We start from the raw sequence: 26,925 nt of genomic DNA on the forward strand, positions 1-26,925 counted from the left end.
ATGAGGCAACTAGGATGAATAAAGAAATTCTGGCTGTTGTGGAAGCGGTTTCCAACGAAAAATCCCTTCCACGCGAAAAGATCTTCGAGGCGCTGGAAACAGCATTGGCCACAGCCACCAAGAAAAAATATGAACAAGATATTGATGTTCGTGTCAGCATTGACCGTAAATCTGGCGATTTTGACACCTTCCGTCGTTGGTTAGTTGTTGAAGAAGTGACTCAGCCGACTCGTGAAATTACGTTGGAAGCGGCTAGGTTTGAAGAGCCTGAAATTGATTTGGGTAGCTATACCGAAGATCAAATTGAATCAGTGACTTTTGATCGTATTACAACTCAGACCGCTAAACAGGTTATTGTACAAAAAGTACGTGAGGCTGAACGCGCTATGGTTGTTGACCAGTTCCGCGAACAGCAAGGTGAGATCATCACCAGTGTGGTTAAGAAAGTCAATCGTGAGAATATCACCCTTGATTTGGGCAATAATGCTGAAGCAGTTATTCTTCGCGAAGATATGTTACCAAGGGAAAATTTCCGCCCAGGTGACCGTGTGCGTGGCGTACTGTATGATGTTCGCCCTGAAGCACGAGGCGCGCAACTGTTTGTCAGCCGTTCCCGTCCGGAAATGCTGGTTGAACTGTTCCGTATTGAGGTTCCGGAAATTGGCGAGGAGCTAATTGAAATTAAAGCGGCAGCCCGTGATCCGGGATCTCGCGCCAAAATTGCAGTAAAAACGAATGACAAGCGTATTGATCCTGTTGGTGCTTGCGTTGGCATGCGTGGTGCGCGAGTACAGGCTGTTTCCAGCGAACTGGGCGGCGAACGAATCGATATCGTACTGTGGGATGATAATCCTGCTCAGTTTGTCATTAATGCTATGGCTCCGGCTGATGTTGCATCCATTGTTGTTGACGAAGATAAGTGCACGATGGATGTTGCCGTTGAAAGCAACAACTTAGCGCAGGCTATCGGCCGTAATGGTCAAAATGTGCGCCTCGCTGCGCAATTGTTGAAAAAGCACCGTGGTGATGACAAATGGGAATTAAATGTCATGACTGCTGAAGAGCTACAAGCAAAACATCAGGCAGAAGCTCATGCTTCTATTGATACATTCACTAAGCATCTCGATATTGATGAAGAATTCGCTACTGTTCTAGTCGAAGAAGGGTTCTCAACTCTGGAAGAATTGGCCTATGTACCAATTAAGGAACTCCTGGAAATTGAGGGCCTTGATGAAGAAACTATCGAAGTCCTGCGTGAACGTGCGAAAGCTGCTTTAACTACTCTGGAACTGGCTCAGAAAGAGAGTCTCAGTGATAAACAACCAACCGAAGAGTTGTTAAATCTGACTGGTATGAACCGTACTCTGGCATTTGACCTGGCTGCCCGTGGCATCTGTACGCTGGAAGATCTTGCCGAGCAGGGTATCGACGACCTATCTGATATTGAAGGTTTGAATGATGAGAAGACAGGCGAGCTCATCATGGCTGCCAGAAATATCTGTTGGTTTGGCGATGATGCGTAATAAACCGTAGCAGGAAGGAACAGCATGACAGATGTAACCGTAAAATCACTGGCAGAAGAGATCCAGACTTCGGTTGATCGCTTAGTACAGCAATTTGCTGATGCAGGGATTAAAAAAACCGAAACTGATTTTGTCTCCCAGAAAGAAAAAGAAGCTTTACTGGCACATTTGAACCGCGAACAAGGCGGTTCGGCTGGTAAACCCGATAAATTAACATTGCAGCGTAAGACACGTAGTACGCTGAATGTTTCAGGCACCGATGGTAAAAGCAAACCGGTAGCCGTTGAGGTCCGCAAAAAGCGTACATATGTGAACCGTGATGCAATTGAACAGGCTAAAGCGGAAGAACAGGCGAAGCGTGAAGCGGAAGAGCAAGCACGGCGCGAAGCAGAAGAAAAAGCGCAACGCGAAGCCGAAGCAGCAGCGAAGAAACTCGCTGAAGAGCAGGCTAAACGTGAGGCAGAAGAAAAAGCCAAACGTGAAGCAGCTGAAAAAGCTAAGCGTCAGGCAGCGGAAAATGAAAAAGTGACCAATCAACATACCGAACATAAACAAAAACCAGTCCAGAGTGAAAAAGCACGTCGTGAAGCAGAAGCTGCTGATCTTAAGCGCAAAGCAGAAGAAGAGATGCGTCGTAAGGTAGAGGAAGAAGCTAGACGCGTTGCTGAGGAAGCTCGCCGTATGGCTGAAGAGAATCAGGATAAATGGTCAAGTGATTCAGATTCTATTGATAACGACGATTATCATGTCACTACCTCCCGTCATGCCCGCGCGGCAGAAGACGAAAACGATGCTAAAGTTGAAGGTGATCGCCGTGCTCGTGGTCGTAGCGGTAAGGCTACTCGCCAGAAGAAAAATAATAAGCATTCTGAATCTAAAGCAGATCGTGAAGAAGCCCGCGCAGTTGGTCGTACAAAAGGCAAGCAACGTAAAACCAGCACATTGCAACAAAGTTTTAATAAGCCTGTAGCGGCTGTTAACCGTGATGTTGTGATCGGTGAAACCATTACTGTTGCTGAGTTGGCTAATAAAATGGCTGTTAAAGGTTCTCAGGTCATCAAAGCCATGATGAAAATGGGCGCAATGGCAACCATCAACCAAGTGATCGATCAGGAAACAGCGCAGCTAGTTGCTGAAGAGATGGGTCATAAGGTTATCCTGCGTCGTGAGAATGAGTTGGAAGAAGCGCTGATGAGCGACCGCGATACAGGTGAAGCGGTTGCTGAACCTCGTGCGCCGGTTGTGACGATCATGGGGCACGTTGACCACGGTAAAACTTCTTTGCTGGATTACATTCGTTCTACGAAAGTCGCTTCTGGTGAAGCGGGTGGTATTACCCAGCATATCGGTGCTTACCATGTTGAAACTGAAAGTGGCATGATTACTTTCTTGGATACCCCAGGGCATGCTGCATTTACTTCAATGCGTGCACGTGGTGCAAAAGCTACCGACATCGTGGTCTTGGTTGTTGCTGCCGATGATGGTGTGATGCCTCAGACTATCGAAGCTATTCAGCATGCAAAAGCAGCGAATGTGCCTGTGGTTGTTGCGGTTAACAAGATCGACAAACCAGAAGCTGATCCGGATCGTGTGAAGAATGAGCTTTCTCAGCACGGTGTTCAGCCTGAAGAGTGGGGCGGTGAAACTCAGTTTATCAATGTATCTGCTAAAGCTGGTATTGGTATCGATGAATTGCTGGATGCAATCTTACTTCAAGCTGAAGTTCTTGAACTAAAAGCAGTCCATTCTGGTATGGCAAGCGGCGTTGTAATCGAATCATTCTTGGACAAAGGCCGTGGTCCGGTCGCAACAGTACTGGTTCAGGAAGGTACTTTGAACAAAGGTGATATCGTACTTTGTGGCTTTGAATATGGACGAGTTCGTGCAATGCGTGACGAGCTAGGCCGTGAAGTGTTCTCCGCGGGCCCATCTATTCCAGTGGAAATCCTTGGCCTGTCCAACGTACCTGCGGCTGGTGATGAAGCAACTGTTGTACGTGACGAGAAGAAAGCTCGTGAGGTTGCTCTGTACCGTCAGGGTAAATTCCGTGAGGTCAAACTGGCTCGCCAGCAGAAATCTAAACTGGAAAACATGTTCGCTAACATGGAAGAAGGTGAAGTTTCTGAATTGAATATCGTTCTGAAATCTGACGTTCAGGGATCATGTGAAGCGATCCGCGAGGCATTGGAACAATTGTCTACCAATGAAGTGAAAGTGAAAATCATCGGCTCTGGCGTAGGTGGTATTACTGAGACTGATGCAACACTGGCTGCTGCTTCTAATGCAATTATTTTGGGCTTCAATGTTCGTGCCGATGCTTCCGCACGCCGAGTTGTTGAAAATGAAAACTTGGATCTGCGTTATTACTCTGTTATTTATAGCCTGATTGATGAAGTTAAACAGGCAATGAGTGGTATGCTGGCACCTGAATATAAACAGCAGATCATGGGGCTAGCAGAAGTTCGTGATGTGTTTAAGTCACCGAAATTTGGTGCGATTGCAGGTTGTATGGTGACTGAAGGTACGATTAAACGCAATAATCCAATTCGCGTGTTGCGTGATAACGTAGTGATTTACGAAGGTGAATTGGAATCCCTTCGCCGCTTTAAAGATGACGTTAACGAAGTCCGTAATGGTATGGAATGTGGTATCGGTGTTAAGAACTACAACGATGTTCGTGTTGGTGACATGATCGAAGTATTTGAAGTTATTGAAGTTAAACGATCTATCGCTTAATTCCTACCACTGGTTAATTTCATTATTGGGGGGCTTTTGCCCCCCAAATGTCAGGAGATATAACAATGGCAAGAGAATTTAGTCGTACTCAGCGTGTTGCACAGGAAATGCAAAAAGAGATTGCCATCATTTTACAGCGAGAAGTGAAAGATCCCCGAATCGGTATGGCGACTGTTTCTGGTGTTGAAGTTTCCCGTGATTTGGCTTATGCCAAAGTATTCGTCACCTTTCTGAATGTGTTGACTGAAGAACATGATTCCGAAGTGGTAAAGAATGGTATTAAGGCATTGAATGAAGCTTCTGGTTTTATTCGTTCTCTGCTGGGTAAAGCAATGCGTTTGCGTGTCGTACCAGAACTGACTTTCTCCTACGATAATTCCCTGGTAGAAGGGATGAGAATGTCCAATCTGGTTACTAATGTTGTGAAGAATGACGAACAGCGCCGGGCTTCTGCGGATCACAAAGAGGAGAAGTAATGGGGCGTCGTCGTCGCGGTCGTGATATACATGGTGTGTTGTTACTGGATAAGCCGCAGGATATTTCTTCTAATGATGCGTTACAAAAAGTAAAACGTATTTTCAATGCCAGCAAAGCGGGTCACACTGGCGCGTTGGATCCACTGGCAACGGGTATGCTACCAGTTTGCCTTGGTGAAGCCACGAAGTTTTCCCAGTTCTTACTTGATTCTGACAAGCGTTATCGAGTGATAGCTCGTCTTGGTCAGCGAACTGACACATCTGATTCACACGGGCAAATCATCAGTGAAAGGGCAATCCTGCTAAATCAGGCTCAACTTGATGCAGCTTTGGATAAATTCCGTGGGGATACCATGCAAATTCCTTCCATGTATTCCGCACTGAAACATCAGGGAAAACCGTTGTATGAGTATGCTCGTCAGGGTATTGAAGTAGAGCGCGAAGCACGACCAATTACAGTCTATGAATTACAGTTTATCCGTTGGGAAGATGATGAACTGGAATTGGAAATACACTGTTCGAAAGGAACTTATATTCGCACTATTATTGATGACTTAGGTGAATTATTAGGCTGTGGTGCTCATGTTATTTATTTAAGGCGTTTACAGGTAGCGAATTATCCAAATGATCGCATGGTAACACTTGAGCAATTATATGAATTGCAAAAGCAGGCTAAAGATCAGGAAATACCTGTGGGTGAATTAATTGATTCATTACTATTACCAATGGATAGTGCAATTGTTCATTTCCCAGAGGTTAATTTGATTCCAGTAGTTGCGGCTTATTTTAAACAAGGTCAGGCGGTACGCAGTGCCAAATCGCCGACTTTGGTTGAAAGTATGGTACGTGTAACTGAAGGTGATGAACGGAAATTCATTGGCATTGCTGTTATCAATGACGATGGGCTTGTTGCTCCCCGCCGTTTAGTTGTTGAAAGCCGGGATTAGGGTATTTGGGGCTATCTTGCGCTTAACTTATTTGCAGCGTAGAATGGCGCAGTTATATGTTGGGTAGCTGAATTAGAGATCGGCACCTGTAATTTTAGTTTATATGTTTTTGGAGTTGTAATATGTCTCTAAGTACTGAAGCAAAAGCGCAAATTATTGCTGAATTTGGTCGTGATACGAATGACAGTGGTTCTAGTGAAGTACAGATTGCTTTGTTAACTGCACAAATTAACCACTTGCAAGGCCACTTTTCAGAGCACAAAAAAGATCACCACAGCCGTCGTGGTCTGCTGCGCATGGTTTCTCAGCGTCGTAAACTGTTGGACTATCTGAAGCGTAAAAATGTAACAAGTTACACTGCGCTGATTGGGCGTCTTGGCCTGCGTCGCTAATCAAGCAAGTTTCAGTGGAAAGGGGCCATATATGGCCCCTTTTCTTCTGAGAAGCCATCATTAGGTAACAGCACGAAAAATGTTGGTGATGGTTTTTGTTAAGGCTCTTCAGTTACAGAGGTTCGCGCGGCTAATGAGAGTGCTTAAGGGAGTAAGACCTGTCGTTAGTCGCGAGGATGTGGCATGAAGAGATTATTCATTGTTGTCTGCTGAATATAAAAGACAATGTTAACGAAAGGATATTATTTTGCTTAATCCGATTGTTCGTAAATTTCAATATGGTCAACATACCGTTACTATCGAAACAGGTATGATGGCTCGCCAGGCTACTGCTGCTGTCATGGTCAATATGGATGACACGGCTGTATTTGTTACCGTTGTTGGTCAGAAAAAAGTAAAAGAAGGTCAGGATTTCTTTCCACTTACTGTTAACTATCAGGAGCGTACTTATGCTGCTGGTCGTATTCCAGGCAGTTTCTTTCGTCGTGAAGGTCGCCCTGGTGAAGGCGAAACATTAGTCGCTCGTTTAATTGATCGTCCTTTGCGTCCTCTGTTCCCGGAAGGTTTTCTGAACGAGGTACAGATTGTAGCGACAGTTGTTTCTGTTAACCCGCAAGTTAACCCAGATATTGTTGCAATGATCGGTGCTTCTGCTGCGTTGGCATTATCTGGTATTCCGTTCAACGGTCCAATTGGCGCGGCTCGCGTTGGTTATATTAATGATCAGTATGTGCTTAACCCAACCAGTGATGAGCTGAAAAACAGCCGTTTGGATCTGGTGGTTTCAGGTACTGCTGGTGCTGTTTTGATGGTTGAATCTGAAGCCGACATTCTAACTGAAGAGCAAATGTTAGGTGCGGTAGTATTCGGCCATGATCAACAACAGGTGGTTATTGAAAACATCAATGCATTAGCTGCGGAAGCAGGTAAAGAAAAATGGGATTGGGTGCCGGAACCTGTTAATCAAGCGTTGCATGACCGTGTAGCTGAATTGGCAGAAAGCCGTTTGGGTGATGCTTACCGTATCACTGAGAAGCAGGAGCGTTATGCTCAGGTTGATGCTATCAAAGAGGAAGTGACGGCTGTGCTGTTGGAACAGGATGAAGCTCTAGAGGAAGCCGAAATCCATGAGATTCTGGGTAGCTTAGAGAAAAAAGTTGTCCGTAGTCGTGTTTTGTGTGGCGAGCCACGTATTGATGGCCGTGAAAAAGATATGGTTCGTGCATTGGACGTACGTACTGGAGTTCTGCCTCGTACGCATGGCTCTGCATTGTTTACCCGTGGTGAAACTCAGGCTTTAGTTACTGCAACTTTGGGTACAGAACGTGATGCACAGATCATTGACGAGTTGATGGGAGAACGCACAGATCGTTTCCTATTGCACTACAACTTCCCACCATATTCTGTTGGTGAAACAGGTATGATGGGTTCGCCAAAACGTCGTGAAATTGGTCATGGTCGTCTGGCTAAACGTGGTGTGGCGGCAGTCATGCCAAAAGCTCATGAATTCCCATATACCGTTCGTGTAGTTTCTGAAATCACGGAATCAAACGGCTCATCTTCAATGGCGTCTGTTTGTGGCGCATCTCTTGCGTTGATGGATGCAGGTGTGCCGATTAAAGCTGCTGTTGCTGGTATTGCAATGGGATTAGTGAAAGAAGACGATAATTTTGTTGTTCTGTCTGACATCTTGGGTGATGAAGATCATTTGGGAGACATGGACTTTAAAGTTGCGGGTAGCTGTGAAGGTATCAGCGCACTGCAAATGGACATCAAAATTGAAGGCATTACCCGTGAAATTATGCAAATTGCTCTGAATCAGGCAAAAGGTGCTCGTTTGCATATCCTGAGTGTAATGGAACAGGCAATTAACAGCCCACGTAATGAAATTTCAGAATTTGCACCACGCATTCACACTATTAAGATCAACCCTGATAAGATCAAAGATGTTATCGGTAAAGGTGGTTCAGTTATCCGTGCACTGACAGAAGAAACCGGTACTACCATAGAGATCGAAGATGATGGCACAGTGAAAATTGCTGCAACTGATGGTGAAAAAGCAAAACATGCCATCAGTCGTATTGAAGAAATCACTGCTGAGATCGAAGTTGCCCGCGTTTACACTGGTAAAGTAACTCGCATCGTTGATTTTGGCGCATTTGTTGCTATCGGTGGTGGTAAAGAAGGTCTGGTACATATTTCTCAGATTGCGGATAAGCGTGTTGAGAAAGTGGCTGACTATTTGCAGGTCGGTCAAGAAGTTTCAGTTAAAGTTCTGGAAATTGATCGCCAGGGTCGTGTTCGCCTGAGCATTAAAGAAGCGACAGCCGGTGTAATTGTCGAGGATACACCAGTAGCACCACAATCAGCAGAATAAATTTGATGTTATAAACCGGCGTCTTGTAAAAAAGCGCCGTTTATAGACTCAGGGCAGGAGGCCCAATAAATGCAATATGGGTGATAGGGCATTCTTAATTAATGTCTGACTTTCGGGAGTAGGAAATGAATCTTTTTCTGCGCTGGTGTTATGCTGTAGCAATACTTCTTTTGGCAGGATGCAGCAGCAAGGATTGGCGTAAAAACGAAGTTTTTGCTATTCCGTTACAACCTTCATTGCAACAAGAAGTCATTCTGGCTCGCATGGAACAGATTCTTGCGAGTCGGTCATTGACAGAAGATGAGTACGCACAGCTTTTATATGAGAGAGGTGTGCTGTATGATAGTCTCGGGCTGAGAGCTTTGGCACGGAATGATTTTTCTGTTGCCTTATCTATTCGGCCTAATATTCCAGAGATTTTTAATTATCTGGGAATTTACTTCACACAGGCTGGCAATTTTGATGCCGCCTATGAAGCGTTTGATTCTGTATTAGAGCTTGATCCAACTTACAATTACGCGCGTCTTAACCGTGGCATCGCGTTGTATTACGGTGGTCGGTATAAGTTAGCGCAGGATGATCTGCAGGCGTTTTATCAAGACGATCCAAATGATCCTTTCCGTTCGCTGTGGTTGTACCTGGTGGAAAAAGAATTTTATCCTAAAGGGGCGATGTTGAACTTGTCGCAGCACTACGAAAAAGCGAACCGGGGGCAATGGGGCTGGAATATAGTTGAATTCTATTTAGGCAAAATTAGTGAATATACATTGATGAACCGCTTGAAAGAGAATGCAACGGATAACACTTCGCTCGCTGAGCATCTCAGTGAAACTGACTTCTATTTAGGTAAACATTACCTAAGTCTGGGGGACAAGGATAGCGCATCTGCGTTATTCAAGCTGACGGTAGCTAACAACGCACATAACTTTGTTGAGCACCGCTATGCATTGTTGGAATTGGCGCTGTTAGGCCAGGAACAAGATGACCTATCAGAATCGGACCAGCAATAGCTGACGAACATTTCGAGATCGATTAACAAAGTCCATCATCTTGACCGATGAGGGCTTATTTGTTCGTTTAATTAAATACTTTGAGCCAGTTCACATTTTAAATGAAAATGACCGAAATTTTTTTCGATGCGTTATGTAGACTGGCCGCCATAACTAACGAGGCACCATTACATGACCACTGAGACTGAAATCTCTTTTGCTGATCTGGGTTTATCAGCACCTATCCTTTCTGCACTGGAAGATCTTGGCTATGAAAAGCCATCTCCAATTCAGCAACAATGTATTCCCCATTTATTAAATGGTCGTGACGTACTAGGTATGGCGCAGACGGGGAGTGGTAAAACTGCGGCATTCAGTCTGCCTTTACTGCATAACATCAATGCTGAGTTGAAAGCTCCGCAGATCCTTGTGTTGGCGCCGACCCGTGAACTGGCGGTACAGGTAGCCGAAGCGTGCGCAGATTTTTCTAAACATATGCGTAACGTGAATGTTGTTGCGCTGTATGGCGGGCAACGTTATGACGTTCAGTTACGCGCTTTGCGTCAAGGACCACAAATTGTTGTGGGTACACCTGGGCGTCTTCTGGACCACTTGAAGCGTGGTACGTTAGATCTGTCTAACCTGAGCGGCTTAGTTTTGGATGAAGCAGACGAAATGCTGCGTATGGGCTTTATCGAAGATGTTGAAAACATCATGAGCCAGATCCCCGCAGAGCATCAGACTGCGCTGTTCTCTGCAACTATGCCAGAAGCTATCCGTCGCATTACTCGTCGTTTTATGAACGATCCGCAAGAAGTGCGTATCCAAGCGAGTGTAACGACTCGTCCTGACATCAGCCAGAGCTATTGGTCTGTTTACGGTATGCGTAAAAATGAAGCTTTGGTGCGTTTCCTTGAAGCAGAGGATTTTGATGCCGCGATTATTTTTGTGCGCACCAAAAACGCAACGCTGGAAGTGGCAGAAGCACTGGAGCGTAATGGCTACAACAGTGCGGCGCTAAACGGTGATATGAACCAGGCACTGCGTGAGCAGACATTGGAACGTCTGAAAGATGGCCGTTTGGATATTTTGATTGCAACTGATGTTGCAGCGCGTGGTCTGGATGTTGAGCGCATCAGTCTGGTTGTTAACTATGACATTCCAATGGATGCCGAATCTTATGTTCACCGTATTGGCCGTACTGGTCGTGCAGGGCGTGCTGGTCGAGCGTTGCTGTTTGTAGAAAACCGTGAACGTCGCTTGTTACGTAACGTTGAACGTACAATGAAGCTGACTATCCCGGAAGTTGAATTGCCAAATGCTGAATTGCTGAGTCAGCGTCGTCTGGAAAAATTTGCCGCTAATGTACAACAGCAATTGGAAAGCAGCGATCTGGATCAGTACCGTACTCTGTTGTCTAAATTGCAACCTGCGGAAGATCTGGATATAGAAACGCTGGCCGCAGCATTATTGAAAATGGCGCAAGGTGAGCGTCCATTGATTCTGCCTCCAGATCCGGCGCGTCGTCCTCGCCGTGAATTCAATGAACGTGATGATCGTCGTCGTAATGGCTTTGATGATCGTAGCGAACGCGGTGATCGTCCTCGTCGTGAGCGCCGTGATGCCGGTGAAATGGAGTTGTATCGTATTGAAGTGGGACGTGATGATGGTGTTGAAGTTCGTCATATCGTTGGTGCGATTGCTAACGAAGGTGATATCAGCAGTCGTTATATTGGCAATATCAAATTGTTTGCAACGCATTCCACAATTGAATTGCCAAAAGGTATGCCAGGTGATTTATTGTCCCACTTTACCCGTACCCGCATTCTGAACAAACCAATGAATATGCAGTTATTGGGTGATGCACAGCCATTTGAACGCCGTGAACGTCGCGGTGGTGGGCGTAACGGTAATAGTAGTGGCCCTCGCCGTGATCGTGAGAGTTTTAATGGTGGTGGTCGTCGTTTCAATGGTGAACGCCGCGGTGGAGAAGGTCGTGGTGAAGGCCAGAGCCGTAGCAATTTCCGTGGTCGTGGTGATGATCATGGTTCATCTGCTCCACGCCGTCGTCATAACAATAGTAACGCACAGTAATCATCTGAACTGATATTTAAATAATAAAGCGGCTCTTTTTACAGGAGCCGTTTTTGTTATCAGTTAATTTATTTAATGTTTTTTATAATAAAAAAGCTGCTCTTTATACAAAGGGCAGCTTTTGATATGAGAAAGAGATCAGTGAGTCAGTACCTCAACTGAATTACCTGCACTGCGGGCGCGCCACAGTTTCAGCCATTGCATAATGGAAGAAACCGTAATCACAACGCCGAGGATAACCATCACAATGGAGATCGTTCCGTTGAAGATGTTGAAACCTTTTGCTGTGGAGTTGAAGTAAACATTCTTCACCATCCAGTAAGCAGCGTAGTTCACAGTAACATACAGGTAAACCAGTGGTATCAGGCAAGTCAGTATATACCAGCGTTTTTCAGACAGACGCAGGATAATTGTCGCACCAATCATCAGGCCGATGGAGGCCATCAGTTGATTGGATACCCCGAATAGCGCCCAGACTGAATTGATATCGCCGGAATTCAGCAGATAGCCCCACAGTAAACAGGCAATGATACTGCAACCAATGGAACCTGGTAACCAGTTAATACGTTTCAGGGGCGCCCAAATATCGCCCAGGAAATCTTGCAGTAGGTAACGGGCAACGCGTGTACCGGAATCAACAGCTGTCAGAATAAATACGGCTTCGAACATGACGACGAACTGGAAGAAGTAGGATGTTAGCTGGCTGAACCAAGGGACGCGGGTGAAGATATCCGCCATACCAACCGCCAATGTGACTGCCCCTCCGGTACGGCCATACAGATCCAGACCAATTTCCTGACTCAGTTGTGGTAGATGGATAACATCCATACCCAGTGTAGCAAAGACCTCTGGGGAGGAGTTAATTGCGAAATAGTCAGCAGGATATAGAGAAGTAGCAGCGATCAACGCCATGACACCAACGACACATTCTGCCAGCATTGCACCGAAACCAACTGGCAGAATATCACTCCACTTATCGATCTGTTTTGGTGTTGTGCCAGAGCCGATAAATGCATGAAAACCAGAAATAGCGCCACACGCAATGGTGATGGAGATAAACGGCCACACCGGACCTGCCAGTACAGGGCCATTGCCATGAATAAATTCAGTGACTGCCGGGAATTGGATCTCTGGGTTAATAAAGATGACTCCCACGACTAACGCGCCGAATACGCCGATTTTCATAAAACTGGAAAGATAACCGCGGGGAGTCAGTAGCATCCATACTGGCAGAGCGGTTGCAAAAAACGCATAGATTGGCAGTGCCAAACTAACAGTTGATGTACGTAGACTCAACCATTCACCGAAGGCGGATGCTTGAATGTAAGGGCCGACAATCACACAAGCCATGATGGTGATAATACCTACCCAAGTTGCTCCTCGCATGTTACCAGTGAAGCGTTCCCACAGACCGACACCAATTGCGACCGGAATGGTCATAAATACTGCAAATGTCCCCCAAGGGTTACGTTCTAGCGCGTGAACGACCACCAGGGATAGACCTGCCATAGTAATCGTAATGATGAACAGCATTGCAAGGCCGGTGCACCAACCAGCAATTGGGCCAAGTTCTGTTTTAGCAACTTCTGACAGAGATTTACCGCTATGTTTCATTGAAGCGAATAAAACAACCGTATCATGCACGGCACCGCCGATAACACAGCCGATTAACAGCCATAACATACTTGGCAGATAACCGTATTGGGCTGCTAACACTGGGCCAACCAGAGGTCCTGCGGCTGCGATTGCTGCGAAGTGGCTACCAAAATTGACCCATTTTTTCGTGGGTACATAATCCTTACCGTCTTCCAGTAAATGGGAAGGTGTAACCTCGCTGTCATCTGCTTTCAGGACCTTTTTAACGAAGAATACGCCGTATAAGCGGTAGCAGATAACCAGAATACACAACGTTGCAATGACAAATGTGAGAGCGTGTTGCATTTCTCTTCTCCTGAGAGTTATAAATTTTTACTCGTATCTTGTCATGGGTAAAGGAAGCTATAAGGGAGTGTCTGAGTGAGTGGTTGTATGGCGGGTTAAGTGGTCAGATTCAGCAGGTGAGCGGTGAGTAAGAACTGACTAACCTGCTGAAAATGTGATAAGTGTCACGATTACTTCAATCCTAGTGCCTCTTTCAATGGCTTCAAATAACGGCGGCTGACAGGAATAGTTTTACCATTGCGTAGAATCAGTTCGGCCTGTCCGTGATCACCAAATAAGATTTCGCGTAGATGGGTCATATTGACCAAATATTGACGATGATTTCTCATCAATGGTGTGCGGGTTTCCAATGTGCGAAGTGTCAGTTCAGTAAATCCTTCCTGCCCGTTGGTACACATAACATACACTCCGCTTGGACGGGAGGTGACATAAAGTATTTCATCCAGTTGCACAAGCCAGATTCGGCTGTGGCCGGTGCATGGGATATATTTCAGCGGCTCTTCTACTTTAAGGATGGAAATATCCTGTTTCTGATGCCCTTGCCGTAATCGTTGTAGGGTTTTAGTTAGACGGCTTTTTTCCAGAGGTTTTAATAAATAGTCAAATGCGTGCTCCTCAAACGCTTGTATTGCATATTCATCAAATGCGGTCAGAAAAACAATATAGGGACGATGTTCTGGATCGAGCATACCAACCATTTCTAATCCGGTGATACGTGGCATTTGGATATCCAAAAATACAACATCAGGTTTTAGATGATATATGGCGCCAATGGCTTCAACGGCATTGGCACATTCGCCAATAATTTGAATATCATGTTCTGCTTCTAGCAAACAACGTAGATTTTCTCGTGCAAGCGGCTCGTCATCAACAATTAATATATTCATATTCACACAGTTTTATTAGCCTCTTTAATGAGTGGCAAGTGTAAAATTACGCGAGTAAATTTTTCTGGTTGGCAATCTATTTGCACACCATAATTTTCACCATAGCGAAGTCGTAGCCGTTTATCTACCAGACTCATTCCTAGTCCATCTCCCATAGAGACCGATTTATAAAGACCGGCATTATCTTCCACTTCCAGTATCAACAATTGATTTTGCTGATGAGCACGAATAGTAACCCTACCGGTTTCTAATAACTGTGATGTGCCGTGTTTGATCGCATTTTCTACTATTGGCTGGAGAGAAAAAGCGGGTAATTTGGCGTGAAGCAGGGATTCCGGTAGTTCAATGCTTATTTGCAGATGATCACGGAAACGCGCCTTCTCAATTTGTAAGTAAGCATTCACATGCTCTATTTCATCAGACAGCGTGACAATCTCCTCTGACCGTTTTAAGTTTTTACGGAAAAAAGTTGAGAGATATTGTACTAATTGACCCGCTTGATAACTGTCCCGTCGGATCACGGCTTGCAAGGTATTTAAGGCATTAAATAAAAAGTGAGGATTCACTTGCGCGTGAAGCAGCTTAATCTCGGATTGAAGCAGTGATTGTTTGTTACGTTCATATTGTCCTGCGAGGATTTGGGCGGATAACAAACTGGCAATACCTTCCCCTAGAGGGCGGTTGATTGAGCTGAACAGACGGTTTTTGGCTTCATAAAGTTTGATTGCGCCGATAACTTGCTGATTTTCTCCCTGTAGCGGGATGACCAGAGTTGAACCGAGCTTGCAGGTTGGATTGATTGAACAACGGTAAGGTATTTCATTGCCATCGGCATAAACCACTTCATTATTTTCAATTGCTCGACGGGATTGTTCTGAAGCAATAGGTGTTCCAGGGAGGTGATGATCTGAACCGATACCAATAAACGCCAAGAGTTTTTCTCTATCTGTAATAGCCACTGCGCCTATTTCCAGTTGTTGATAAATAACTTTTGCTACCTTCATACTGTTATTTTCATTAAATCCTTTTCGTAGAATACCCTCTGTATAGACAGCGATTTTCAGGGCTTGAGCAGAAAATGCACTAGTGTATTTTTCAAATATCGCGCGTCGGTCAAGTAGGATACGTATAAACATTGCTGAGCCGATACTATTGGTGATGATCATGGGGATGGCGATATTTTTGACCAACGCTAATGCTTCACTGTATGGACGAGCGAGCAGTAGTAAAATGCCCATCTGTATTATTTCAGCACAAAACGTGACGACAGCGGCTGTCCAGGGATTAATCAGTCGGTTTATCTGACCACGTTTCGTCAGATAGCTGTGAATAATGCCACCGATTAAACCTTCAATAATGGTCGATATCATGCAACTGAAAGCGGTTATCCCACCAAGGGAGTAGCGGTGCAGTCCACCGGTTAATCCCACCAGTGCGCCGACACTTGGCCCACCCAGAAGCCCGCCAAGGACTGCGCCAATAGCACGGGTATTGGCAATGGAATCACCTACATGCAGACCAAAATAGGTTCCCATAATACAGAAAATGGAAAAAGTGACATAACACAGCAGTTTATGAGGTAAACGCACAGTGACTTGTAACAGTGGAATAAATAGTGGTGTTTTACTTAGTAGCCAGGCGATCACCAAATAAACACACATCTGTTGTAGTAATAACAACACAAGATTAAATTCGTACATAGATTTTCCGAGAGGATTTATGGATGTTATTAGTTTACAGAAACAGCTAATAATATTATTAAAAGTTTAGTTTAAGTAGGTTAATATTTGACAACAATCATAAACCACTACACTATTATAAAGCGTCTTCCTTTCTGTCAGTGATTATACGCACGAATATATAAGAAATTTTCCGTAGAACAATGCGAAGCTATAACGTTAGTTTCGAGTCGGGTAATTTTGGATGTGTAAGACATCATGAAAAAAAGAACACTTTTTACGATTTTACTGGTGATTTTGCTCACAGCAATGGCTGTGTTGTTTCATTCTCATAACCAATATTTATTGTTGCAAGGTGAAGTTGATGCGCCGGAAGTGATTGTGGCGTCTAAAGCTAAGGGACGAGTGATCAAACGTCACATTGAACGGGGAGATGATGTTAAAGCAGGCCAGTTGCTGATTACACTTGAAAGCCCTGAATTACTGGCCCAGGTTGCTTCATTAGAAGCTGCTCGTGATCAAGCCAAAGCGCAGTTGGAACAATCTCTTCATGGAACCCGTGAAGAAAGTATTCGGAATTTGGAAGCGGGTTTGGCACAAGCTCAGGCCGAATATGATAATGCGGTACGTGAATATGAGCGCATTCAGAATGTAGCATCTAAAGGTTATGTTTCACGAAACGATCTAGATAATGCTCACAGAAGTAGGGATGTTGCTTATCAGAAAATGCAGAGCGCAAAAGCAGCATTGGATGAAGGCAGGCATGGTGACAGGATTGAATTGCGCCAGAAATACGCAGCAGCTTTACGTCAGGCTGAACAGCAACTGATTGAGTTGCGAACCCAGAGTGATGATTTGCAAGTTAAAGCGCCTGTCGCAGGGGAAGTTGGGCCAATTCCGGCAGAAGTTGGTGAATTATTTAGTGCTAATAGTCCTTTAGTGACATTAATCCGTGTACCAGAAGCTTATTTTATTTATAACCTGCGGGAAGACATTCTGGCAAAGGTACACAAAGGGGATAAAGTCAAACTTCGTATTCCTGCGCTAGGTGATAAAGAGGTTGAAGCCGAAGTTCGTTATATCTCTCCGATGGGTAATTACGCGACTAAACGTGCCACTCGCGCCACTGGTGATTTCGATTTAAGAACCTTTGAAGTGCGCTTGTATTCCTTACAGCCTATTGAAGGTTTACGTCCTGGTATGAGTGCCTTGTGGCGTTGGGATAAGTAGGTGACTGATGCGAAGCAAGGTTGTATGGCGTGGTTTCGAACGCGCTTTTAGCCAAGAAATCCGGGCTGTGATTCGTAGCCCAGTTTTTCACTGGCTAAGCTGGTTATTTCCGTTGATGTTATTTGTGCTGATCAGCGCTAATTTCTCAGAAGGGACGTTGCTCAATCTGCCAGTATCGGTGGTTGATAATGATCAGAGTCCGCTGTCACGTCATCTAATACGTAACCTAGATGCGGCTTCTCATGCGCAGATTAAATCTTATGATGGCGGATTGCAGGAATCTCTTGAACGGCTTGGCAGTGCTAAGGATTACTCTTTACTTTATATCCCGCACGATTTTGAAGCTAATGCACTCAGAGGATACCAGCCAACAGTGCGTATGTATTACAACGCATTGTTTTATGGTGCCGGAAGTTATTCTATTCAAGATCTCAGTGGATTAATGGCAGAGATTAATGCGAAATATCGTTCCATATTGGCGACAGAAATGGGCCATCAGTTACCGCCATTAGCCAATGTTACGCTCGTTTATGACAGCCTTTTTAATGCCAGCGGTAGTTACATCTATTATCAGCAGTTTGCGGCTACAATTCATTTGTTACAGCTTTTTGTTGTAACCTGCACGATTTATAGCATGGCACGCAGTAAGACATTGATGACAATGAAACCATTTACTTTCGCCCTGTTGGGAAAATTGGCGCCTTATACCCTGTTTTTTACTCTGTTATTGATTGTTGAACTAGCTGCTCTGATTGGTATATTTGATGCAAAAGTGAATGGCAACCCAATATATATGGTGATAGTGGGTTTTTTCTACGTTATTGCCGCTCAAAGTATTGGCCTGTTGCTGTTTACTTTCACTAATAGCGCACTGACGGCTTACAGTTTAATCGGGGTGTTAGTCAGTATTGCGACGACTTTTTCAGGTATGTCAGTGCCAGAATTATCAATGATATTGCCGGCACGAATAATTGCCAATATTGAGCCTTTGACGCATGCGCTAAATGCGATGTTTGATATTTTTCTGCGAGAGGTTTCTTTGCTGGGTATTTTATCTGTTTGTGCTTTATTACTTATTTATCCGGTCGTTTGCTTTCTGTTAGTACGAAACCGGTTATTTAAACGACTTGGTTTGCCACAGGGTGATGAATAATGCAGATGTATTGGCAAACTTTTCGCCGGGTATTAATGGGAATGTTGGAAAAGCCCATGTGGATGTTGATGTTGGTTTCCTTGTGTATGATGAGTTTGGTATATGTCCGGCCAACAGTATGGGATCTACCGGTTGCTGTGATCGACCAGGATCACAGCTCTGCTAGTCGCTCTTTGATACGCCAGCTTAATTCTACGGCTAAAATTGCTGTCCATAGCTATGACAATTTAGCTGATGCCCGCCATGATCTACTGCTACGTGAAATTTTTGCGATTATTATTATTCCGGCGGATCTGGAGAAAAATATTCTTAATGGAAAAAATATCACTTTTCCGATTTATGGCGATGCAACAAGTCGTCTTGCCAATGGACAAATTCAGCAAGAGTTAACCTCAGCCCACCGGCAATTGCTAAACGAATATAACAGTAAATTATTATTGAAATATGGTTTTAGCCCTGAACAGACAGAATTATTACTGATGCCGATTCGTAGTGAAACTGTTGGGCTATTTAATCCTGGTGTTAGTTTTGCCGCAATTGTTTTTCCCGGTTTGTTGGTGATGTTATTACAACACTCGTTATTGATATCTTGTGTGCGGGTCAGTATTACAATACGTGGTACACCGAAAGGTAAACCTCCATTGCCTGTCTATTTGGGAGCGTTGTCGGCGTTATTACCGATTTGGCTTTTTCTCTCCATCATCTTTTTTGTACTTTGGCCGTGGGTATTGGGATACCGACAGGAGGCGTCTATTCTTTTGCTATTAATGCTGACGTTCTTGTTTATGTTGGCGGTACTCGGATTAGGGAAATTGGTGACAGAATGTATGCGCAGTGTAGAAATGATCTATTTAACGATCGCCTTGCTTACCACACCTGTGTTCTATATTTCCGGCACAGTCTGGCCGGTACAGGCAATGCCTGATTGGGTGAGAATAATCTCTTCTGCTTTACCATCGACTTGGGCAACAAAAGCGATTGCCGGTGTTAACCAGATGGGATTGCCAGTACAGAATGTACTGGGAGATATCGCGATGATGCTGGTTCTTGGCATTGGTTATACTCTGTTAGGAATTTTGATAGGTATGGTACGTAGTGGTGGATTCAGGAAAATAACCTATTATTTGCGTAGGGTGTTTAAGTGATGATTTATGTTTCCTAATTCGTGATTTATTCTAGTGCGATAGAAAAATGACCAGATAGAGAGGTGTATATATGTTCTATTTTTATACTCATTATGATTTTTTATTTATGTAATTCAGTTGGATAGATAAAGTTATGGTAATCACATTAATGATTAGTACTTACCATTAGATATCTCTCTATGTATTGTTTTTTTAGAATCATATAACAGAACCAATAATAGTTTCGGTGTGCTGCCAAGAACGGTCAATTTCACCGATATGAGATGGAAAAACGATTGGAGGATATGACATATGGCTAAAGTAACTCCTATCTCACATTCAGAAGTGAGAAAGCGTCTTCTTAATACACCGGAAGCTATACAAGCTTATGTTGAGGCTACAGAAGAATATGAGCTGCTGGAGCAACTCACTGAGTGGCGGGAAAAGGCGGGTCTAAAGAAAATAGATATAGCTAAACGGATGGGAATTAATCCGTCTGCGGTTACCCGTATTGAGAAGAATGTAACGAAAGCTAGTTGGCACACACTTAAACGTTATGCTGCTGCATGTGGTGTTGAGTTATCTTTAACTGCGAAGTAATACTACAGAATGTGTGTTCCGTTGGTGGTGATACTTAAGATCTGCTTGTTCTAAGAGGCTTCCGTTAAAGGAAGCCATTTTCCTGCAATATTTCTATCTGATTTCTTCGCTTAAAATCTCGTTTTTTTCAGCGAAAGCAAAAACAATATATTTTTAACGACAAAGGCGCTGATTAAAAAACAGAAGAAAACAGAAAATGCATCGACATAAGTAAGATTAAGATAAATAAAATAGGCTATTGTGACGCCAATAGCAGAATCAAGTTGATCGAATAAAATAAACAATCGCTTATTTTGTTTCGGGTGTTTTCCCGGAGGTGCGCCGAGTCTCCTTTTTAGCCAAGAGTTTGGCAGTTCGAAAAGAACATAGCCGAAACCCGCCAGAAAACCAGCAAATAAGCAGGAGGAAATAGTCTGAGGAATAACAGTGTCCTGTGTTCCGGTGCCGGGAACTAACCACAATAGCGAAAATAGCGCGGTAATAATGGGTACAACAATAAAACCGCGCCAGGTCTTGTTGCGACCGAAATAACGTTGATGTATTGGAATAGCCCAGCGGGCAAAATAGTTTTTCGTCACAATCACCATATGTAAACAACCACCAAGGATGACGGGGATCATTAAAATCCATCCATGATAAAAACTATTGAGCATAAAGACTCCAGAAATGAAGACCGGTAAATAAAACAAACCCTGCAAGTGTTGTACTGATGATAGTATTGAGACTCTTGAATTTATAAAACGGGCGATCCCATAACATAGCGATACTGAATGTAAAGAGCGCTAATGTCAGTAAGAGATGGCTTAACCACGGCTCGACGACTAAGCTTACCAAAGCGTAACCACTGATAATAAATAAGCTCCAGAATACGGGCATACCGAGATAGGAGAGTTGGTTTTCATTCTTAATATTCCCGACTTCATTAAATACAGATAATCGCAGGCAACCACTAATGATCATTAAGATAATAAACAGGGAATACCAAGATTGATAACCGGAAAGGTAGAGAATAATGGCTGGAGAGATCAAGTAAATAAGTTGATCCATAAATCCATCAAGATAACGACCAAATGGGCGCGTAATATTTAAGTTTCTGGCTAGCATGCCATCGAGCGCGTCGCCAAGCATGGCAAGATATAAAAACGCAATGGCTAAGTAATACCAATGTTGTAATGCGGCTGCCACGGCAAGAGCGCTAAATACCGCCCCACCAATAGTAATATAGTCCGCTCTGTTTAACTGGATAATAAAATGATTATTGTTCATAACTTTTCCTTATTTTTCCTTGTATGGAACGGAGGACAATTGGCCTTTTCTGAGCATATTTGTCAGCGCAATGCGGTTTATTTTGCTGTTATGACGAATATCGACCGGAATAGAATTCACATAATAAATACGGGTAACTAGCGTGAGCGCCAACTGGTCTAAAATAGCGGGTAAACCTGTCGGTAGAGTGGCGCTTTCCAGTATCAGAGCGGCTCCGCCTAAAGGATGTAGCACAAACGCGCTTTGAGTAACCTCTGGTAGTTCATTGATCCTTTTTTCCAGTATGTAGGGATGAATGATACGACCATCATCTAACACCACTTTGTCTTTTACCCGTCCAAGTAGCCAGAGCTGTCCTGTGGTGTCCAGATAGCCAACGTCACCGGTACAGTGCCAAATGCCTCCCTGTTTACGTGGGAGTTTGTTTTCTTTCGTTGCTTGAGGATTATCAATATAGTCTTTGAGCACATGAGGCCCGGCAACCAAGATTTCACCCACATTACTGGCGGGCAGCGGGGTAATTTTTTGGGGATTAGCCGTTATTTCCCGGATACATATTTCTGCTTGTGTCACCGGTTTTCCGACCAGATAACCATCATGAGTTGTCCAGTGGTTTAATTGAGTCGTCATTTCGACGGTACTGATCGGTTCAACCTCGGTGGAACCATAGACCACTAAATGCCGAGCATGTGGAAAGACGGTCAGGCAGTTTTCAAGCAGAGCCTTGTTGGCAGGCGCACCACCTACAATGATTGTTCGCACGTTGGGGAATGACAACCCTTTGCTCTTAGCATAACCGGTAATTTTGCTCATATAGGCGGGAGCGCCGCTGAGGCATGTAATACCTTTGTCTTGCACTTGTCTGGCGATCTTCTGCGGATCGACGGTTGCCGGATGGGCAAAGTCAAAATCAGGCAGAATACTGCTGTTGCCGCAGCACAATGAGTGCAGCACCATAACGGGGAAACTGTGTAGGTCAATCTCACTTTTTCCCTCAGGAAAAAGCGCTGTTATGGCATAGAGTTGTGCTAGCAGGCTGTCATGAGTGCGGTTTGCGCCTTTGGGTATGCCGGTGGAACCTGAGGTAAAGGTAATTAATCCGGTTGTATCTGGCGGTAAGTCTCGGCAGATAAAGCTATTCAGAGGTAGATGTTGACTGGGTGTTTCCAGTGCTTTCATGCCCCAGATACGTTGGCCGATGACAAAACGTCGCAGTCGCCACAGTTCAGGGATCAAAAACCAGAATTTTCCTAACGTAGGTTGGGTGATCACCGCTGATAATTTACTGCGGCGCAGTATCTCTCTCAGTTGCTTTTTGGAAAGCCCGCGTTCAAGCATAACTGGAACGAGCCCTAGCCCCAGAATGGCGATAAGCAATGGATAAAGGACTAAGCCTGGTTGAATAATCACCAACAAGCGATCGCCAGCGACGAAGCCGGCTTGGGTTAATAGACGCTGGAAATGGGAGGCATGAGAAAAAAAACGCCTGAAAGCTTAAGCCGCTACTGTGCTCCAATGAATGTGGCACTTGCAGGGCTAAATGCTCAGGGTGTTTTTGGGCTGCATTGACAATTGGTTGACAAATATTTGTCATGCGATCCTCCTGTAATAAAGCGCATATTGATGCTTGGTGGAAGCCGGTGTATTAAAAAGCCGTCCTGCGGTCTTGAGCGATGTATTATCTTCACGCATCAGAGCGCCTCCCAGACGAGGATGAATACGCCTGGAGCTCTGTTCAAATGAGTAATACAGCGTGTTGTACAGCCGGCTGCCTCGGTATTGCGGTGCAACTGCTACGGTTTTCAACAATCCGATAGTGGGCTGACCTTTTTGTAGGACTGATAGACTCAGAAGTAACCCGGCAATTTCGCCGTTGGTGGTTTTAGCCAGAAATGACGCAGGATAACGGCAAAAAGGTTTAATAAACTCCTCACCACAATGCTGTTGAAAGGCGGACCAAGATGGCGTGGTATAAGCGAAATTTTCGCCAAATACTGAGTCGATAAAAGAATAAAGTTTAACCTGTTCTTGCATCCATAATTCCGGTGTTAACGGCAATAATGTTGCTTGAATATCAGGAAGTTTTTGCGCGCGTTGATGAGCTTGCTGAAAGTTGCCTGCTATTGCCTGAGTATCGTCGAATAGTGAGATATAGCGATAACGGATATCAAACCCTAACTCTTTTAACAAAAGAGGATAGTAAGGGGGGTTATAAGGCTCATGCTCAAAGGGAGGGACCTCAAAATGATCAAGTCGAACGCGGTAATCGCCAAAAGTTGAGAAATTAATGGGTCCGTAGAGATTACGCGCACCATTTTCTTTGGCCCATTGTTCCAGGGCGTTAAACAGCATAGTGTTGCTTGCTATGTCATTATCGGTTTCCCAAAAACCGAAAAATGCGGCAGAGCGGCCATCAACCATATGAGGTACTAAAAAGCCGACAAGACGGGCTTTCCCCGGAATACAACCAATCCAAGCTTTACTGTGATTAAACCAGGAATTCTTCGGGCTGAACTGTTGTTGCACTTTTTCCCGGTCTTCGCCAGACCAGAGTGGCCAATCGCGATAAATCATTGGCGGAAGGTCAAGAAAACCTTCAGGCAGTGGATTGGCCGGAGACCATTCTCCCATGAAGATATTAGACATGTTCACTCCTTGATGCCTGTTCTTCTGTTGTGGTGTCGTGCAAGCGGACAACACTTCCAGTTGCGCCATCCATGCGTACTCGATCGCCATCTTGCAAAATTTGTGTGACGGCAGGAATGCCAACAATTGCGGGGATACCCAGTTCACGGGCGACAACGGCGGAATGTGAGAGAGTCGAACCGCGTTCGATTAATAACCCACCGGCGGTAGGGAATAATGGCGCCCAACCGGGATCGGTACGCACAGTACACAGGATCTGACCTGCCAGCGACATTTCATCTTGTGGGTTTTTAATTAATCGGATAGTTGTTTCAACCTGCCCTGGGTAACAACCTATACCTTGTAGCACATTGCTATCAGTTGGGGCTTGTTTTTCCCGATAGGGATAACTGTAATCTTGCTGTTGATACAGTGAGCCTCTAATGAAAAGGTGATGAGCGGGTTCATCCTCGGTTTCGTAGCTGGCATATTCTTGCTTGCGGATAGCAACTAAAGGCTTAAGTTGGGTTTGTATTGCTGTTCCTTCGTAGCTGCTGTAGATCTCCTCTAACGTGAGATAAAAAATATCGCGGGGTTCAGCGAGAATGCCTTCTAGTGCATAGGCTTGACCAAGTTGTATGAAAATATCCCGATATAACCCAAACATACGGGTCCGGGTGAAGCGCATATTTTCCCGGTGGCGTATTGCCTGACGCAATTTCTGCAAATTCTTTTTGAAGGCGTTCATACGTCTGGAGCCAAGTCGCTCGTGTATTTGCTGAAATGCCGTATTTTCGGCCTGAGTGCGCAATTTTCTTTCCCGGCTGGATAACGTCTCTGGGGTGAGAGTATCGATAGCAAGGTAGTTTTTTAGTATCAGAAATAGAAAGCTGGGATCTTGTTTTAACGTGATGGTTTCCAGCTTCAATTCACCCATCGTGCGATCGCCATATTTTTTAATATAGTCGATGCATTGCTGGTGGAATGATTCATCGAGTTGGCGCACTTGGGTCAGCAGGGTACGGGCGTCACCGTGGGTCAGAAGGTTGCACAATTCAGGATGCTGGCGCGCATATTGGCACATCTTTAACAGCACTTTGGTCGGTTGGGTGCTTTCAATATCTTCATCCCCAGAGAGAAGATCACCTAATAATGCAGATGAATTCTCAATATCGGCAGCAATTAGCTCCCGATTTACCCGTCCATTAAACATCATTACATAGAAGTCGTTCAGGATCGGCGTCGTCCAGCGTCGTAGCAGATGTTCATCCAGATATTTCAGTTTCTCGATTAGTTGGCCGCTGTTACAAGTATGCGGTTCTGTTTGTTTTATGGCGGCGTCATGCCATTTGAACTGTTCTAAAAATAGTTCTACCCGTTGATCCATAGTCCTAAAGGCATATAACAGGCGCAGGAGTGCCCACCCCATTTTTGGCAGTTTCTTTATTTTATCGCCTGGTGAAAGCGTTTTATCCTCAACAAAATCAACTGGGTCTTCTAGTCCCATCATTCTTTCCATATCTTTTTTATTGGTTTGGAAAGAGGGGAGTAATAATAGCCCTTTATACCAATTGTTGATGTTGTAATAGATCCTGCCTTTAATTAAACCGAGCATGTTCTCCAACATGGAACGATGCTGGTTAACTTGTTTATCCGAGCAACCTAAGGCACGTATTGTCTGTTCATAAACGGTGGCATAACCGGCACGAGCAAAAGAGAAGGTCAGTGGTGTTGTTATGCCGCAATAAGATTCCTGAATATTGGAATTATCAAAGATAATATGGCGCTCGCTTTTATCATCCTGACGTGGCAATCGGGTTATTGGCCGGGTCTGTAGAATAAAGATTTTATGGTTTTGAATTGTCCATTCGATATCTTGTGGGCATCCCCGTTCTGCCGCGATTTTTTTGCCAATATTTCGTAATGCATAGATTTCATTATCGAGTAAGGTCGGTTTCCACTGTTTTTCTTCTGCGACGGGTATTGTTATTGTACCGTTGCCATTGGTGGTATCGAAAACACTTGCTGTCTCTTTTTGTGTGATATGGCGTTCAATCTCAGGTGTAGTGAGGTGAACTGAGAATTCGTCGGTATCGCATTCGCCGGAAACCACACCTTCTCCGGTGCCCCAGGCGGATGAGATGAGGCAGTGTTGCCTGCTGCCTGTCACTGGGTGGGCAGTAAACATGACACCAGAAACCTCACCGGCAACCATGTTCTGAATGATTACAGCACTACTTATATTGCCCATCGGTAGCTGTTTGTGTAGGCGATATTGTAATGCACGTGTGTTAAAAGCTGAGGCCATCACAGCGCGTAAGCTATTGACCAGCGCTGATTTACCTCGTTGAAATAGGTAGCTGTCCATCTGCCCGGCGAAAGAGGCATTGGCGGCGTCCTCGCCAATGGCTGATGAGCGAACAGCGAAAAATGTATCTGGGTGATTCTCCGATAAGAGAGCCAATTCTTCTTCTAATTCGGTAGGCAGTGGAATCGACTGTATCCACTGACGCAATGGCGCAGCAATAGTATCGAGTTTTTCCTGGCTGATATCACGTGGTACGGCAGCCAACTGTTCTATAATATTGTTTGCAAATGTATCTTTGATAAGCAGGCTATTTAGTACCTCGCTGCTGATGACCCAATAATTAGGTACAGGAAAACCGTTTTGCGTAAGCCATAATAAATTAGCCGCTTTGCCACCTAAGGAGTGTTCCGCCAATTCAATAGCGTTATCTTGAGTGTAGAGATATTTCATATTATTCCACCAATGCAGCAATAGTATACTTTGCTTACATCATGGTCTTATTTGCACGTAATATTGTTGGCGTGAATAGATCAATAAGATATGAATGTATTACAAGCTATTGCTGCACCCTTATTTTA

Annotated in this window: 21 protein-coding genes and 1 pseudogene; 13 read left to right on the forward strand and 9 right to left on the reverse strand. The window is 44.5% G+C overall.

Annotated features, from left to right (window positions below; translation table 11 throughout):
• Positions 1-14: 14 nt before the first annotated feature.
• The 9 genes from nusA to C6H66_RS03845 all read left to right on the forward strand — a co-directional run bounded on the left by nusA (position 15) and on the right by C6H66_RS03845 (position 11,534).
• Complete coding sequence (gene nusA / locus C6H66_RS03805; RefSeq protein ID WP_011148606.1) at positions 15-1,523, forward strand: transcription termination factor NusA; 1,509 nt, start codon at positions 15-17, stop codon at positions 1,521-1,523.
• A 24-nt stretch (positions 1,524-1,547) separates the two neighbouring features.
• Entirely contained in the window at positions 1,548-4,259 is a 2,712-nt protein-coding gene (gene infB, locus C6H66_RS03810) for a translation initiation factor IF-2 (RefSeq protein ID WP_036776516.1), read from the forward strand.
• Positions 4,260-4,324: 65 nt separating this feature from the next.
• Positions 4,325-4,735 carry a 30S ribosome-binding factor RbfA gene (rbfA, locus tag C6H66_RS03815; RefSeq protein WP_036776512.1) on the forward strand — a complete coding sequence of 137 codons (411 nt, stop codon included), beginning with the start codon at positions 4,325-4,327 and terminating at the stop codon, positions 4,733-4,735.
• On the forward strand, positions 4,735-5,682 hold the full coding sequence (truB, locus tag C6H66_RS03820) for a tRNA pseudouridine(55) synthase TruB (RefSeq protein WP_036776510.1): 948 nt from the start codon (positions 4,735-4,737) through the stop codon (positions 5,680-5,682). Before rbfA ends, truB begins: the two co-directional genes overlap by 1 nt.
• Before the next feature lie 122 nt (positions 5,683-5,804).
• Positions 5,805-6,074 (forward strand): 30S ribosomal protein S15, encoded by a 270-nt coding sequence (gene rpsO, locus C6H66_RS03825; RefSeq protein ID WP_036776507.1) that lies wholly within the window; start codon positions 5,805-5,807, stop codon positions 6,072-6,074.
• A gap of 247 nt (positions 6,075-6,321) precedes the next feature.
• Entirely contained in the window at positions 6,322-8,451 is a 2,130-nt protein-coding gene (gene pnp, locus C6H66_RS03830; RefSeq protein ID WP_105394836.1) for a polyribonucleotide nucleotidyltransferase, read from the forward strand.
• Positions 8,452-8,576: 125 nt separating this feature from the next.
• A complete protein-coding gene (nlpI, locus tag C6H66_RS03835) occupies positions 8,577-9,461 on the forward strand; it encodes a lipoprotein NlpI (protein WP_036776503.1) in 885 nt (294 codons plus the stop codon).
• A 107-nt stretch (positions 9,462-9,568) separates the two neighbouring features.
• A complete protein-coding gene (gene yrbN / locus C6H66_RS27575) occupies positions 9,569-9,643 on the forward strand; it encodes a protein YrbN (RefSeq protein WP_350385507.1) in 75 nt (24 codons plus the stop codon).
• Positions 9,633-11,534 (forward strand): DEAD/DEAH family ATP-dependent RNA helicase, encoded by a 1,902-nt coding sequence (locus C6H66_RS03845; protein ID WP_105394838.1) that lies wholly within the window; start codon positions 9,633-9,635, stop codon positions 11,532-11,534. Before yrbN ends, C6H66_RS03845 begins: the two co-directional genes overlap by 11 nt.
• 138 nt (positions 11,535-11,672) lie before the next feature.
• Here C6H66_RS03845 and C6H66_RS03850 read toward each other — a convergent pair whose 3' ends face one another.
• The 3 genes from C6H66_RS03850 to C6H66_RS03860 all read right to left on the reverse strand — a co-directional run bounded on the left by C6H66_RS03850 (position 11,673) and on the right by C6H66_RS03860 (position 16,062).
• Complete coding sequence (locus C6H66_RS03850) at positions 11,673-13,475, reverse strand: carbon starvation CstA family protein (RefSeq protein WP_105394839.1); 1,803 nt, start codon at positions 13,473-13,475, stop codon at positions 11,673-11,675.
• A 170-nt stretch (positions 13,476-13,645) separates the two neighbouring features.
• Positions 13,646-14,362: a two-component system response regulator BtsR gene (gene btsR, locus C6H66_RS03855; RefSeq protein ID WP_105394840.1), complete on the reverse strand. Its 717-nt coding sequence runs from the start codon at positions 14,360-14,362 to the stop codon at positions 13,646-13,648.
• Positions 14,363-14,364: 2 nt separating this feature from the next.
• Complete coding sequence (locus tag C6H66_RS03860; RefSeq protein ID WP_105394841.1) at positions 14,365-16,062, reverse strand: sensor histidine kinase; 1,698 nt, start codon at positions 16,060-16,062, stop codon at positions 14,365-14,367.
• Between the two features lie 237 nt (positions 16,063-16,299).
• On the opposite strand from C6H66_RS03860, the gene C6H66_RS03865 reads away from it, so the two are divergent.
• The 4 genes from C6H66_RS03865 (at position 16,300) to C6H66_RS03880 (ending at position 20,148) form a co-directional block, all read left to right on the forward strand.
• Positions 16,300-17,271 (forward strand): HlyD family secretion protein, encoded by a 972-nt coding sequence (locus C6H66_RS03865; protein ID WP_105394842.1) that lies wholly within the window; start codon positions 16,300-16,302, stop codon positions 17,269-17,271.
• A 7-nt stretch (positions 17,272-17,278) separates the two neighbouring features.
• Positions 17,279-18,424 carry an ABC transporter permease gene (locus C6H66_RS03870; RefSeq protein WP_105394843.1) on the forward strand — a complete coding sequence of 382 codons (1,146 nt, stop codon included), beginning with the start codon at positions 17,279-17,281 and terminating at the stop codon, positions 18,422-18,424.
• On the forward strand, positions 18,424-19,569 hold the full coding sequence (locus C6H66_RS03875; RefSeq protein WP_105394844.1) for an ABC transporter permease: 1,146 nt from the start codon (positions 18,424-18,426) through the stop codon (positions 19,567-19,569). The genes C6H66_RS03870 and C6H66_RS03875 overlap by 1 nt, the downstream gene beginning before the upstream one ends.
• A 291-nt stretch (positions 19,570-19,860) precedes the next feature.
• Positions 19,861-20,148, forward strand: a complete 288-nt coding sequence (locus tag C6H66_RS03880; protein WP_011148593.1) for a helix-turn-helix domain-containing protein — start codon at positions 19,861-19,863, stop codon at positions 20,146-20,148.
• Positions 20,149-20,258: 110 nt separating this feature from the next.
• Here the strand turns inward: C6H66_RS03880 and C6H66_RS03885 are convergent, their stop codons facing one another.
• The 6 genes and pseudogenes from C6H66_RS03885 to C6H66_RS03905 form a co-directional block, all read right to left on the reverse strand.
• The gene (locus C6H66_RS03885) at positions 20,259-20,801 is read right to left on the reverse strand and encodes a CDP-archaeol synthase (protein ID WP_105394845.1); all 543 of its coding nucleotides are present in this window, start codon (positions 20,799-20,801) and stop codon (positions 20,259-20,261) included.
• The gene (locus C6H66_RS03890; RefSeq protein WP_105394846.1) at positions 20,791-21,414 is read right to left on the reverse strand and encodes a CDP-alcohol phosphatidyltransferase family protein; all 624 of its coding nucleotides are present in this window, start codon (positions 21,412-21,414) and stop codon (positions 20,791-20,793) included. The genes C6H66_RS03885 and C6H66_RS03890 overlap by 11 nt, the downstream gene beginning before the upstream one ends.
• Positions 21,415-21,423: 9 nt before the next feature.
• Positions 21,424-22,845, reverse strand: a pseudogene (locus C6H66_RS03895) (fatty acid CoA ligase family protein); the annotation flags it as partial.
• Positions 22,745-23,008 carry a hypothetical protein gene (locus C6H66_RS26600; protein ID WP_248000601.1) on the reverse strand — a complete coding sequence of 88 codons (264 nt, stop codon included), beginning with the start codon at positions 23,006-23,008 and terminating at the stop codon, positions 22,745-22,747. The pseudogene C6H66_RS03895 and the gene C6H66_RS26600, both read right to left, overlap by 101 nt.
• The gene (locus C6H66_RS03900) at positions 23,005-24,060 is read right to left on the reverse strand and encodes a hypothetical protein (RefSeq protein ID WP_105394847.1); all 1,056 of its coding nucleotides are present in this window, start codon (positions 24,058-24,060) and stop codon (positions 23,005-23,007) included. The genes C6H66_RS26600 and C6H66_RS03900 overlap by 4 nt, the downstream gene beginning before the upstream one ends.
• Positions 24,053-26,797, reverse strand: coding sequence for a phosphoenolpyruvate synthase (locus C6H66_RS03905; protein WP_248000602.1), 2,745 nt, complete (start codon positions 26,795-26,797; stop codon positions 24,053-24,055). The genes C6H66_RS03900 and C6H66_RS03905 overlap by 8 nt, the downstream gene beginning before the upstream one ends.
• Between the last annotated feature and the right edge of the window lie 128 nt (positions 26,798-26,925).

Origin of the sequence: Photorhabdus hindustanensis, assembly GCF_002968995.1 — a bacterium.
Lineage (GTDB): Bacteria > Pseudomonadota > Gammaproteobacteria > Enterobacterales > Enterobacteriaceae > Photorhabdus > Photorhabdus akhurstii.